Origin of the sequence: Streptomyces sp. NBC_00096, from assembly GCF_045041305.1 — a bacterium.
Taxonomy (GTDB): Bacteria; Actinomycetota; Actinomycetes; order Streptomycetales; family Streptomycetaceae; genus Streptomyces.
Window position 1 is genome coordinate 3,023,606 of record NZ_CP108221.1, and the last position, 12,123, is coordinate 3,035,728.

General features: G+C 71.5%; 15 protein-coding genes. 1 reads left to right on the plus strand and 14 read right to left on the minus strand.

Going from position 1 to position 12,123, the window contains the following annotated elements; genetic code table 11:
* Positions 1–1,251, minus strand: coding sequence for a GNAT family N-acetyltransferase (locus OG904_RS13110; protein WP_405490508.1), 1,251 nt, complete (start codon positions 1,249–1,251; stop codon positions 1–3).
* Between the two features lie 93 nt (positions 1,252–1,344).
* Positions 1,345–1,989: an AmfC protein gene (locus OG904_RS13115; protein ID WP_405490510.1), complete on the minus strand. Its 645-nt coding sequence runs from the start codon at positions 1,987–1,989 to the stop codon at positions 1,345–1,347.
* A 132-nt stretch (positions 1,990–2,121) separates the two neighbouring features.
* On the opposite strand from OG904_RS13115, the gene dtd reads away from it, so the two are divergent.
* The gene (dtd, locus tag OG904_RS13120) at positions 2,122–2,547 is read left to right on the plus strand and encodes a D-aminoacyl-tRNA deacylase (RefSeq protein WP_405490512.1); all 426 of its coding nucleotides are present in this window, start codon (positions 2,122–2,124) and stop codon (positions 2,545–2,547) included.
* A gap of 18 nt (positions 2,548–2,565) precedes the next feature.
* Here the strand turns inward: dtd and OG904_RS13125 are convergent, their stop codons facing one another.
* From OG904_RS13125 to OG904_RS13180, 12 genes are all read right to left on the minus strand, one after another.
* Positions 2,566–3,534, minus strand: coding sequence for a YgfZ/GcvT domain-containing protein (locus OG904_RS13125; RefSeq protein ID WP_405490514.1), 969 nt, complete (start codon positions 3,532–3,534; stop codon positions 2,566–2,568).
* A gap of 32 nt (positions 3,535–3,566) precedes the next feature.
* Positions 3,567–4,124: a Fur family transcriptional regulator gene (locus OG904_RS13130; protein ID WP_405497979.1), complete on the minus strand. Its 558-nt coding sequence runs from the start codon at positions 4,122–4,124 to the stop codon at positions 3,567–3,569.
* Positions 4,125–4,160: 36 nt separating this feature from the next.
* Positions 4,161–4,733, minus strand: coding sequence for an FABP family protein (locus OG904_RS13135; RefSeq protein ID WP_405490516.1), 573 nt, complete (start codon positions 4,731–4,733; stop codon positions 4,161–4,163).
* Between the two features lie 283 nt (positions 4,734–5,016).
* Positions 5,017–5,895 carry a hypothetical protein gene (locus OG904_RS13140; RefSeq protein WP_405490518.1) on the minus strand — a complete coding sequence of 293 codons (879 nt, stop codon included), beginning with the start codon at positions 5,893–5,895 and terminating at the stop codon, positions 5,017–5,019.
* The gene (locus OG904_RS13145) at positions 5,892–6,785 is read right to left on the minus strand and encodes a hypothetical protein (RefSeq protein ID WP_405490520.1); all 894 of its coding nucleotides are present in this window, start codon (positions 6,783–6,785) and stop codon (positions 5,892–5,894) included. Before OG904_RS13145 ends, OG904_RS13140 begins: the two co-directional genes overlap by 4 nt.
* Complete coding sequence (locus OG904_RS13150; protein WP_405490522.1) at positions 6,782–7,588, minus strand: hypothetical protein; 807 nt, start codon at positions 7,586–7,588, stop codon at positions 6,782–6,784. The genes OG904_RS13145 and OG904_RS13150 overlap by 4 nt, the downstream gene beginning before the upstream one ends.
* Before the next feature lie 114 nt (positions 7,589–7,702).
* Positions 7,703–7,966: a DUF3099 domain-containing protein gene (locus OG904_RS13155; protein WP_405490524.1), complete on the minus strand. Its 264-nt coding sequence runs from the start codon at positions 7,964–7,966 to the stop codon at positions 7,703–7,705.
* Positions 7,967–8,139: 173 nt separating this feature from the next.
* Positions 8,140–8,430: a DUF1416 domain-containing protein gene (locus tag OG904_RS13160; RefSeq protein ID WP_405490526.1), complete on the minus strand. Its 291-nt coding sequence runs from the start codon at positions 8,428–8,430 to the stop codon at positions 8,140–8,142.
* A gap of 53 nt (positions 8,431–8,483) precedes the next feature.
* Positions 8,484–9,329: a sulfurtransferase gene (locus OG904_RS13165; protein ID WP_405490528.1), complete on the minus strand. Its 846-nt coding sequence runs from the start codon at positions 9,327–9,329 to the stop codon at positions 8,484–8,486.
* 193 nt (positions 9,330–9,522) lie between these two features.
* Positions 9,523–9,612 (minus strand): Ms5788A family Cys-rich leader peptide, encoded by a 90-nt coding sequence (locus tag OG904_RS13170; protein ID WP_350875872.1) that lies wholly within the window; start codon positions 9,610–9,612, stop codon positions 9,523–9,525.
* A gap of 158 nt (positions 9,613–9,770) precedes the next feature.
* Positions 9,771–10,520, minus strand: coding sequence for a DUF2993 domain-containing protein (locus tag OG904_RS13175; RefSeq protein WP_405490530.1), 750 nt, complete (start codon positions 10,518–10,520; stop codon positions 9,771–9,773).
* 131 nt (positions 10,521–10,651) lie between these two features.
* Positions 10,652–12,121: a hypothetical protein gene (locus OG904_RS13180; RefSeq protein ID WP_405490532.1), complete on the minus strand. Its 1,470-nt coding sequence runs from the start codon at positions 12,119–12,121 to the stop codon at positions 10,652–10,654.
* Positions 12,122–12,123: the final 2 nt, after the last annotated feature.

Consider the following 12,123-nt stretch of genomic DNA (forward strand, 5'->3'; position numbering starts at 1 on the left):
TCAGAAGATGTCCGGGCACCACGGCCGGCGGGCGGTACGGAACACCGCGTCCGCGAGCGCGAGCGCCCCGGGACGCTCCTCGGTGATCTCGCCGAGCGCGCCCAGCCGCACCGCCGACCCGTCGCCGAGGTACAGGGCCCCCAGCGCGGCCACGTCCAGCCGCAGACCGGCCGGCTCCTCCGTGCGTACGCACTCCCCCGCGCCCGCGTCCAGCCGGTAGCGGCCGGCCGCCAGTCCGGCCCGGTCGGTCACCTCCAGCACGAGGATCCCGGGCACGGCGTACGTCCGCGCGCGCAGGGCCCGTACGACGTCCAGGATCCGCACCCACAGCCAGTCCGCCGAGGTCACCACCCGGGCGGCGCGCGCGTCGGGGATCAGCCCGGTGACCAGGTCGTCGGGGGCGCGCAGGCCGGTGCGGACCTTCAGCACCCAGTCGATGGAGCACAGGAAGTACCACAGCGCCCGCTCCGCCTCCGGGGTGACCGCGATGAGCTGCTTGACCCGCAGGGTGTTGAGGGGCACCTTCGCGTCGGTCCAGTTGTCGTCCGTGCCGTACCTGACCAGGCCGGTCACCTCGCCCCGGGCCGTGCGGTACACGGCGTGGAAGCCGGGCTCGTACGGGTGGTGCGACATCTCCTCCGCCCCCGTGGTCAGCCGCCACCAGCGGGCATCACGGCTCACCGCGCCCGGCGTGGCCGCCCGCAGCCGGTCGTGCAGCTCCGGTCCGCCCTTCCGCACCTCGGTCACGTCCACCAGCTCCACGCTCCCGCCGTCCGCGGGCGCGGGCACGGCCCGGCGCGCGTCGAGTCCGGTGCGCGGTACGTCGATCTCCCACTCCGAGACGGAGGTCGCGGACCCGTATCCGTACCGCCCGTAGATCGGGTACTCGGCGGCGATCAGCGTGGACAGTACGTCGCCGCGCGCCTTGGCCGCGGCCAGTTCGGCGGTCATCATCCGGGTCAGCAGGCCCTGCCTGCGGTGCGTGGGCAGCACGGTCACGTTCGAGATGGCGCTCGACGGGACGAACGCCCCGCCCGGCACGGTCAGTTCCTGCGGGTAGGAACGGAAGGTCGCCACGCACCGGCCGGTGCCGGTGTCGAACCCGCCCTGCGTGCGCGTCAGATCGGCGTACTCGGCCAGCCGCTCGACATCGGCGGCCGTCGCCTCGTGCGCGCGCAGGTATCCGGTGTGCTGGGCGTTCAGCCAGCCGGGGAGTTCGGATGCGGTGATCGGTCTGACGTCAGCGCTCATAACGGCCCACGCTAATCGGCCGGCCGGGGCGCGTCGCCCGATTTTCCCCGTGTCCGCCGGATCGGCCGCCCGTCCCTCCCGGGTGCCACCCGCTCAGGCCAGCAGGTCGTCCACCTGCGCCTCGCCCTCCCGGTAGCGCCGGGTGATCTCGGTGCTGCAGTCGTCCGCCGTGCGCTGGAGCTGCTGGCGGCGCCGCGAAACCTGCTGCTCGTAGCGCACCAACCGGCCCAGGCCCTCGTGGAGTTCCTCGTCCGTGCGCGCGCCCAGGTCGGAGAGCTCCACGTCGGAGAGCATCTCGGCGGCCAGCAGCCGGTACTCCTCCCCGTGCGGGGTGCCGAGCGTGACGTGCCGGGCGGAGGCGCTGCGGCTGGACGGGGCGTCCGCGAGGATCTCCGAGAGCCGGTCCACCACCGGCGCCTCGGGGTCCGTACGCCGGGCGAGCTCGGCGCGCAGGATGTCGATGCGGCCCTGGAGCAGCCGGCGTACGTAGCTCAGGTCGGCCTCGTCGCGCTGCGCGTCGCGGCGCAGCGCGCGCAGCTCCGGCAGCCCGAGCGCGGTGGTCGCCGTCGCCGGGACGTCCGCGGCGGCGGTCCGCTGCGCGGGCGGACGCGGCGCGGGCGCGTCCCCGGCCGCCGCGGGCCCGGCGGATGCGACGCCCGCGGCGGCCGGACCGGGTGCGACGGGTGCGATGGGTGAAATGGGCGCAGAAGCAGGTGCGGAGGTACCAGAGATGTTCATGCGTTCGTGTCCGTCCCCTCGACCGGTGCTGGGGGCACCGCCTGCGTGCATCGTGCCACTCTCCGTGGTGCCGGTGCAGTCCCACTCCACCCGATCGGCCCCGGACGGGTGCACGCCTGGTACACAGGTGGTATGCGAGCAGTGGTGCAGAGGGTGGACGGCGCGAGCGTCGTGGTGGCCGGCGAGACCGTCGGGGAGATCGTCGGCGAGGGGTTGTGCGTCCTGGTGGGGGTGACCCACGACGACACCCCGGAGAAGGCGGAGCTGCTGGCGCGCAAGCTCTGGTCGGTGCGGATCCTGGAGGCCGAGAAGTCCTGCAGCGACGTGAACGCGCCGCTGCTGGTGATCTCGCAGTTCACCCTCTACGGAGACGCCCGCAAGGGCCGCCGTCCCACGTGGAACGCGGCCGCGCCCGGCCCCGTCGCCGAGCCGCTCGTGGACGAGGTCGTGGCGCAGCTGCGGGCGCTGGGTGCGACGGTGGAGACGGGCCGGTTCGGCGCGGACATGCGGGTCTCGCTGACCAACCACGGCCCGTTCACCGTCGTCATCGACATTTAGGGAACGGCTGCTGCGCCGCTACGGCGCCACCACGACCTCCTGCGCGGCGGCCGTGCTGCCCACCAGCAGCGGCGCGTCCACCGGAACGTTCCTCTTGACCAGCGCGAGCGCGATCGGGCCGAGCTCGTGGTGGCGGACCGAGGTGGTCACGAAGCCCAGCTGGCGGCCCTCCTCCCCGTCCGCGGCCAGTCGTACGGGCGCTCCGTGCGCCGGGAGCAGCACGTCGGAGCCGTCCAGGTGGAGGAAGACCAGCCGGCGCGGCGGCTTCCCCAGGTTGTGGACGCGGGCCACCGTCTCCTGGCCGCGGTAGCAGCCCTTCTGCAGGTGCACGGCGGTGCCGATCCAGCCCAGTTCGTGCGGGATGGTGCGGTGGTCGGTCTCCAGGCCGAGCCGCGGCCGGTGCGCCTCGACGCGCAGCGCCTCGTACGCGAGCAGGCCGGCGGCCGGGCCGTGGGAGGCGGCGAAGGCTTCCAGTTCGGCGCGGGGCAGGAACACGTCGCGGCCGTACGAGGTCTCCCGTACGGCGTGTTCCTTGGCGACTTCGGCCACGGAGCCGGCCGGCAGGTGGACGACGGCGAACTCGGCGGTCCGGTCGGCGACTTCGACGCGGTAGAAGAACTTCATCGACTCCAGGTAGGCGGTCAGCGCCTCCTCGGTGCCGGGCTCCACGTGCATCCAGGTCGTCTCCCCGTCGTCGACGAGGTAGAGCGCGTGCTCGATGTGGCCGTTCGCGGAGAGGATCAGGGCCTCGGTGGCCTCGCCGGCCGGGAGCTCCGTGACGTGCTGAGTAATCAGCAGGTGCAGCCAGCTCAGCCGTTCCGGGCCGGTGACGGTGACGATCCCGCGGTGGGAGAGGTCGACGAAGCCGCGGCCGTCCGCGAGGGCGCGCTGTTCTCCGTACAGCTCTCCGTAGTGGGCGGCGACGCCCTCGTCGCGGTCTTCGGCCTGTACGGCACCGGGGAGATGGAGCAAGGGGCTGCTGGTCATGGCACCAGCCTACGACCCCGCCCGTGGCAGTCCTAGGGTCGGCCGCCGGGCTCGTCGTGGCGCTTGGCGGCGCACTTCTTGCAGCGGCCGAAGATCGCGAAGTGTTTCATGTCGGTCTCGAAGCCGAAGCCGGCGCGGAGCTTGGACGTGAACTCGGCGGCCACGTCAACGTCCGCCTCGATGACGTCGCCGCAGTCGCGGCAGACCAGGTGGATGTGGTGGTGCCGGTCGGCGAGGTGGTAGGTGGGCGCCCCGTGGCCGAGGTGGGCGTGCGAGACCAGCTTGAGCTCCTCCAGGAGCTCCAGCGTGCGGTAGACCGTGGAGATGTTGACCCCGGAGGCCGTCTTGCGCACCTCGGCCAGGATCTCGTCCGGGGTCGCGTGTTCCAGGGCGTCGACCGCCTCCAGCACCAGCTGGCGCTGCGGGGTCAGGCGGTATCCGCGCTGGCGCAGGTCGCTCTTCCAGTCGCCGCCGTCGGCGGCGGCGATGCTTTCGGTGCTGTCGGTGGTCACCACCCGGCCAGTGTAGGCCTCGGGCCCGCGCGGGGGCAGCGGGGAGACGCAGCGCGTGCGGGAGCCCCCGGCGCCCATGGCTGCCGGGGGCTCCCGCACGGGTACGGCGGTGGATCAGCGGAAGAAGGCGATGCCGTCGTCCGGCATGTCCGGGAGGTTGCGCGCCATCTCGGCGACTTCCTCGGGGGTGACGACCTTCTTCAGCTGGGCCGACATGTACGGGCGCAGCTCCACGTCGGGGGTGGTCTTCTCCCCGACCCACATCAGGTCGCCCTTGACGTAGCCGTAGAGCCGCTTTCCGCCGCTGTGCGGACGGGCGGTGGCGGTACGCGCCACGGCGTCGGTGACCAGGTCGATCTGCGGCTTCTGGTCGGCGAGGTCGCCGTACCAGATCTCCACGACGCCCTGGTCGCGGACCATGACGATCTCGACCTTGCGCTGGTCGTCGATGCGCCAGTAGCCGGACTCGGACTCCAGCGCCCGCACCTTGTTGCCCTCGGCGTCGAGGACCCAGCTGTGCGAATGGTACTCCAGGAAGTCCCGGCCGTCGTGGCTGAAGACGACTTCCTGGCCGAAGTTGCACTTCTCCTCACCGGGGAAGTCGAAGACGCCTGCGCCCTCCCAGTTGCCGAGGAGGAAGGCGAGGGGAACGAGGCCCGGGTTCAGGTCGGACGGGATCTGGATCATGGATGGGTGCTCAGGCGATCTGTGGGGAGGGGTTCCGGTATCCGGGGCGGGCGGCGGCAGATCTGCTGGAGATCAGCGCTGGCCCTGGTACAGCTTCTTCACGGCCAGTCCGGAGAAGGCGAGAACGCCGACGCAGACCAGGACCAGCAGGGAGGTGAAGACTGCCTCAAGCACGGGGTGCTCCTCGGAGTGTTAAAGGGTGGCGTTACGGGGCCGGTCCCCAAGCCTACTGGCCTGGGGACCGGTGCACTCTGTGAGGTAGCCCGTACGACGGGGTCCGGTACTAGCCGAGCAGCTGGTTCTGGAGGATCACCGTCTGGTGGAAGGGCACGGTCGCCACCTCGCCCTTGCGGGTCTGGAGGACGACGGCCACGACGTCACCGGAGCGGATGCAGCCCACCTTGGCCTGCTCGTCGCCGACCGGATTGGACTCCGCGTAGAGCGAGACACCGGTGAGGGACGGCGTGGACTGGCCGCTCTTGGCCTTGGTCCAGTCCACGTCCACGATGGTGCGGGTGCCCTTCAGCTGCATGTTCAGGTTGCAGCCCTTGAAGGTGTCGGCGAAACCGGAGGAGTGGAACCGCAGCAGGTAGACACGGGTGCGGGTGCCGTCCGGCGTGGTCCAGCCACGGCCGACGATCTGGCGCAGACCCTCGTCGGCGAAGTCCGTCTTCAGACCCTCGCGCGCGGCGTCCTCGTACTCCGTCAGGAAGTTGTCCGCAGTCACCACCTCGTCCTTCTCCAGCTTCAGCGTGGAGTCGGGGGTGGAGCCGGCGGGCGGCGGCAGGAGCAGCTGGGTGAGACCGGCGTAGTGGATGCCGTCCTCGTTGTCCTTGGCGAACGGCAGGGCCGCGCCGGGCGGCAGCGTCGGCTTGGTCAGCGCCGGGTAGACCCAGCGGCCGTCGGCCTTGGTGGACAGGCCCGGGATGTCGGTGCGCTCGGGCTGGGTGACGCCGTACGCGACACCCGTGCCGACGGCGCCGAAGACGAGGACGGCGGCGGTCCAGCGCAGTGCGGCGAACAGCTTGCGGCGGTCCTTGGGGGCGGCCGGGACCTCCGGGGCCGCGAAGGGGTTGGCCGCGAGCGGGTCGGCGGCGAAGGCCTCGGCCTGCGCCGTTCCGTCCGCCGGGACGGCTCCGGTGATGGTGTTCTGCTCGGTCACACGGACTCCCCGGGGGACTTCAGGTGGCTCATCTGGTTCTTGAAGAACGCGACGGCGTCGGAGGTGGAGAAGGGCTTGGGACCGTAGGCGCGGAAGGTGACGGCCACGTCGCCCTCGACGGCCGTGCAGTCGATCGAGTCGATCTTTTCCTTGTCCTCCTCGCCGATCGCCAGCAGCGCGCACTTGGCGTCCGGGAACCCGTCCACCTTCGGTGCCTCGCGCTTGTCGCCGGCGAGCTCGAGGAGCTTCTTGGTGACCTCGGAGAGGTTGCCCACGGCCTTGGGGTCGGCCTGCATGATGCGGACCTCGGCGACCCAGGCGCCCTCGCCCTTCACATAGGTACGGCCGGCCAGGCCCTTGAGCTTCAGCTCGGCCAGCGTCTCCTCGCGCTTCTTGCGCTGAGCGGTGGACAGGCCGCTGCGGGACTCGTTGAAGCCCTCGATCGCCTTCTCGCCGGAGACGAAGAAGTTGTTGCCGTCCGATCCCATGTCCGGTCCGGGCTTGAAGCCGGCCGGGACCGGGAGCAGCTTGCCGGACAGGGCGTTCGGCGGCACGGAACCCGGCTCGGCGGGCTTGTCCACGCGATCGCCGACCGGGACCCAGTAGGCGGTGGGCGCGTCCCGGTCGGCATTCGCGATCGCGGACGAAGCCCAGACGCCGCCGCCCACGAGGGCGGCCACTGCCACGACACCGACGACCAGGGCGAACGCCTTGCGGTTGAACGTGCGCACGGGCTGCACCGGCACGACGGGGTACGGGTTCGGGTAGGTCGCCTCGGCGGCCTCGGCGGCCTCCGCGGCCTCGGGCGCCTCGGGCGCCTCGGGTTCCGGCTGGACCTCGGCCGGAACCTCGGCGGGGACCGGGGTCACGTCGTTCTGCGGCTCGGTCACAGTCGCTCCAGCTGTCGCTTGGCCAGGTCCACGACATCGCCTTCGGCGATCTTGCCCCGGTTGTTCACATAGTGGATTTCGATCACGATGTCCCCGCGGCGGGCTATGGCCCGGGCGGTGCGCATCGGGAGGTAGCCCGGCTTCTCGTCGGCCTCCGAGTACACCCAGACGTGCCCCAGCTTCGAGGGGGTGCCCGGAATGTCCACACCGTCGTTGCCCGCGTACTTCTTGTCGGGCATGTACGAGGACTGCTCGCGCACGTACTCGTCCGCCCCGTCACGGTCGGAGAACTGCAGCAGGTCGACATCGACGAAGTTGCTGTCGTCCTCCGACCAGGTCACCGAGGCGATCCGGCGGGTCCCGTCGCTGGCGAAGCCGCGCAGCGCTCGGTCGGGGAACTCGAAGCCCAGCGCGAGGAAGTCGAGGCTGCTGTATCCCGACCCCTCCTTCTTCGCCCCGCCCGGCGCCTCGATCAGCAGCTTGGTGAGGTCGTCGTCCGTCTTGTGCCAGCGGTTGGCGTTGATCGTCTTGTTCGTCGTGGCGTCGTCGGGCGCGAGCGCCTTCGGCGACACCAGTCCCGCCTGCGCCAGCGGAGCCAGCGGCGTCGGTTCGCGGTCGTACTGGATCGCGTAACCGGTGATCGTGCCCGCGAGGACGCCGAGGACGACCGCGCCCGCGATCAGGAGGACCGTGCGGCGTCCGCGACGGCGGCGGGGACCGGTCCGGACAGCGTCGGGAGTGCCCTGTTCCGGGGCGTTCTCCTCCTCTTTCCGCTGCTCAGGAAGGGTCTGTTCGTGTTCCAAAAGAAGTCCCCCCACAGGACTGGAGTCGCGATTCGATTGACCGCGTACAGAGAGGACACGTTGCCCTGCGGAGATGTTGTACTCACTCTTATTACAGTTTTATCTCGACCGGTTTCAGTCTTCGTGACGCCGCTTTCCGTCCAGTTCGTCCCACCACTCGTCGGACTTCGGGTCGCCCGAGGGGTCGTCCCACCAGCGGTCGTCCGGGCCGCGCCGGTTCGCGACCATCGCGGCGACCGGCGGGATGACCATGGCGACCACGCACATGGCCACGGCGGCGGGGACGGACCACAGGCGCACGAAGGCCCAGGCGGAGACGAAGAGGAACAGGCATCCGCCCATGAGCAGGAAGTAGGCGCGGCGGCGCCGGGCGTACATGTCTTCAGAGTAGAGCCGGAGGCGGGCCCTGCGAAGGGCCGCGCGCAGGGCCCTTCGCAGGCCCGTGCGCGGGCCCCCGGAACGGCGCGAAGGGCCGCACCCCGATTCCAGTGGCGTCCAACCCCCGGGGGTGCGGCCCTTCGGCCGGTAATACGGTCACACAAGTGCGGTGCTCAGACCGCGATCGCCACGTCCGTCACGCCACCGGTCTCGGCGACGACCACGGCACGGTCCGCCTGGGCGCCGGGCACGAGCGCCCGCAGCGTCCAGGAGCCCTCGGCCGCGTAGAAGCGGAACTGGCCGGTCGCCGAGGTCGGGACCTCGGCGGTGAACTCGCCGGTCGAGTCCAGCAGTCGGACGTAACCGCTGATGGGCTCGCCGTCCTTGGTCACCTGACCCTGGATGGCGGTCTCACCGGGCTTGAGCGTGGCGAGGTCGGGCCCGCCGATCTGTGCTCCACACATGTTCTCTGTCCTGTCCTAGAGAGGTATCGCTACGGGGCGTCGCGTGCCCGGGATTACTTGTTGGCGCCGAGCTCGATCGGCACGCCGACCAGGGAGCCGTACTCGGTCCACGAACCGTCGTAGTTCTTGACGTTCTCCTGGCCCAGGAGCTCGTGCAGCACGAACCACGTGAGCGCGGAGCGCTCACCGATGCGGCAGTAGGCGATGGTGTCCTTCGCCAGGTCGACCTGCTCGGCCGCGTAGAGGGCGGTGAGCTCCTCGTCGGACTTGAAGGTGCCGTCGTCGTTGGCGTTCTTCGACCACGGGATGTTGCGGGCGCTCGGGATGTGACCCGGACGCTGCGACTGCTCCTGCGGGAGGTGCGCCGGCGCCAGCAGCTTGCCCGAGAACTCGTCGGGCGAGCGGACGTCGACCAGGTTCTTCGTGCCGATCGCGGCGACCGCGTCGTCACGGAAGGCGCGGATCGAGGCGTCCTGGGCCTTGGCCTTGTACTCGGTGGCCGGGCGGCTGGGGACCTCGGTGCCGTCGACCAGGTCGCGGGAGTCGAGCTCCCACTTCTTGCGGCCGCCGTCGAGCAGGCGGACGTCCTGGTGACCGTAGAGCTTGAAGTACCAGTAGGCGTAGGACGCGAACCAGTTGTTGTTGCCGCCGTAGAGGACGACGGTGTCGTCGTTGGAGATGCCCTTGGCGGAGAGGAGCTCCTCGAAGCCCTCCTGGTCCACGAAGTCACGGCGGACCGGGTCCTGGAGGTCGCTCTTCCAGTCGATCCGGACGGCGTTGGTGATGTGGTTCTTGTCGTACGCGGACGTGTCCTCGTCCACCTCGACGATGACGACGTTCGCGTCGTTCAGGTGGGCCTCGACCCAGTCGGCGTCTACGAGGACGTCGCTGCGGCTCATGTTGTTCTCCTCCGGGGCAGTGTGCGGCGGGGTGGTGCTGGTGGCTCTGGGGGCGTGTTTCCGGGTGCGCCCACGGATCCTGTTGCGGGGAGGCTTCAGGAGGGCGGGAGGCACGAGGTGGTCACACGGGAAGGCGCGGAAATCGGAAGACCGTCGTCCGTCGTCCGGCTGTGGAGCGGGATGCGCTCACACGTCACATGGATCGACAGAGCATGGCGGCGACGCGACACAGGTCTACTGCCCGTCGCTTCGTGAGGTCCGCCTGCTGATGCTTCATAGCCATGGATCGTAGGGACGAATCGACCGCCCTGTCACCGCTGTGTCATATCTCGAGACAGGATCGTCCGCATGGTGGGACGGGATCGCTCCGGACGATCTCTCCGCAGGCCGCTGGACCCCTGGTGCGGCCCGCCCATCTGCGGATCGGACCGCCCCGTCTCACTATTCGGCCAGGGCCAGATTCGTCCCGCCCAGGGTGAAGTGCACACCGGCCTCGTCCGAGGTCAGGGCGGTCAGCTGGACGCCCGAGGGCAGACCGCCGTCGAGCCGGCGGTCGAAGTCGGTCTTCTTGCGGACCACGGTCTCGATCCCGGGCAGGCCCTCGCCCGGCACCTCGTCGGCGCGCACGCGGACGGTCTTCGAGCCCTTCGAGCCGTTCGAGCCGTTCGACCCGCTCGCCCCGGCGTCCTTGGTGTCGACGAGGGAGATCGTCGACACCACGCTGCGGCTGAGCGTCTTGCCGAGGAACTCCACGCTCGCGGTGACCTTCAGCTTGCCCGGCGCCCCGCCGTAGGCGACCGTCACCCCGGGCTGGGCGGCCGCGCTCAGATCGGCGTACGTGACCAGGGTGGACCCCTCGGCGCTGCGGGCCGTGCCGCCGCTGTAGTCGCCGTTCACCTTCACCCCGTGGAAGGCGACGCGCAGCTGGGACAGGTGCGTGCGGTGGCCGTCCGTGGTGGCCACGTCCAGACCGGCCACCTTCATGTCGACCCGGTCGAGGTCGTGGGAGAGCGCCTGCGTCAGGAAGGGGAACCCGTGGATGTCCACCTCCACGCCCCCGGTCAGGCCCTGACGGGACTGGATCCGGTCGGCCAGCCGGTTCTCGGCGTAACCGACCGCCCAGCGGTCCAGCCCGACGAACACGGCGCCGAGGACCACTCCGATGATGACTACGACACGCAGGACACGCACGTGCCCACCCCCAGACGATCGCTTCGAGCTGCCTAGTGGACCATGACCGGCCGTCAGGGCGCCGTGAACATGCCATCGGGAGGGGTGGGTGGTGCGGGTGGGGCCGCCGGGCGGGGCGGCCCCCGGGGGCCTCAGCCCACCACCCGGCCGATCAGGTAGACGGCCGGGGCCGCCGCGGCCAGCGGCAGCGCGACACCCGCCGTCATGTGGACGAACTTCGACGGGTAGTCGTACGCCGCCACGCGCAGCCCGATCAGCGCGCACACCCCGGCCGCCAGGCCGATCAGCGCACCGCCCGCGCCGACGGACGTCAGCCCGCCCACGGCGATGCCCGCGCCGGCCGCCGCGGCCAGCGAGACGCCGACCGAGGGGGCGGTGGGCAGCGGCAGTGCCCGGGCGAAGACGGCCACCGCCACGGCGGCGGCGCCCACGCTCGCGGCGGCCGCGTCGGCCGCCAGGTACCCGGCGCAGACGATGGCCAGCGCCGCCGAGGCCACCGAGGCCATCAGCCCGTACATCCGCTCGTCCGGCTCCGCGTGGCTGCGCAGCTGGAGGACCAGCGTCAGCAGCACCCAGGCGCCGAGCGTGCCGACGATCGCGCCGGGGCCGTACGCCTCGTCCACCGCGAGCACCGCCACATCGGCGACGAGGGCTCCGGCGAAGGCCAGGACGATGCCCTGACGGGCCGGCCACATGCCGTTGAGCCGGAACCAGCCGGCCGCGGTGAGCCCCTGCAGGGCGATCAGGGGCGCGAGCAGCGCGAGCTCGCCGAGCCAGGCGGCGGCCGCGAGGACCAGCCCCAGGGCGGCGGTCAGTATGGCCGCCTGCGGACCGGGGTCGATGATCGGCGAGCGGCCTTCGGCGCGGGCCTGGGCCGGGTCCACGGCGCGCAGGGTGTTGCCGGCCAGGGTGGGGGGCGACCAGGCGGGCTCCTCCTCCGCGGCGGGCTCACCGGCCACCGGGTCGGGTGCGCCTGCGGACATCGGGGCGGGTGCGGGAGCGGCTGCGGCCGCCGGGGCGGGTGCCGGGAACTCCGCCGCCTGCTGCGGGAGGTACGCGGCCGGCTCCGCCCACTCCTGACCGGGGGCCGGAGCGGCAGCCGGGCCCTGGCCCTGCTCCTGGCCCTGCTCCTGGCCCTGGAGCGGGTCGGCCGGGCCGGGGTACGGAGGCGGGTAGGCGGTCTCCCCCCACTGCGGCGCGGGCTCGCCCTGCGGCTCCTCGCGGAACCAGTGGTCCGGGGCGGAGACCTGCGGACGGGCCGGAGCGGCGTAGGGATCCGCGTACGGCTGCTGCGCCCACTCCTGCCCGGGTGCGGCCGCCGGGGGCTGGGCCTGGGCCCGCGCCTGCGGCTCCTCACGGAACCAGCCCTCCGGAGCGAGGGGCTGGGCCGGGGCCGGGGCCGCCGGGTACTCACCGGGGTACTCGGCCGGGTACTGCGCCGGTACGCCGCCCAGCGGGGCCTGGACCGGCTGGTACGAGGTGTCCCACGTCGGGGACTGCCAGGTCTGGGTCCCGTAGGGATCCGGCTGCTGCTGTTCCTGCTGCTGCCGTTCCTGCTGCCGTTGCCGCTCTTGCCTCTGCTGTTCCTCGGGCGTGCTCATGG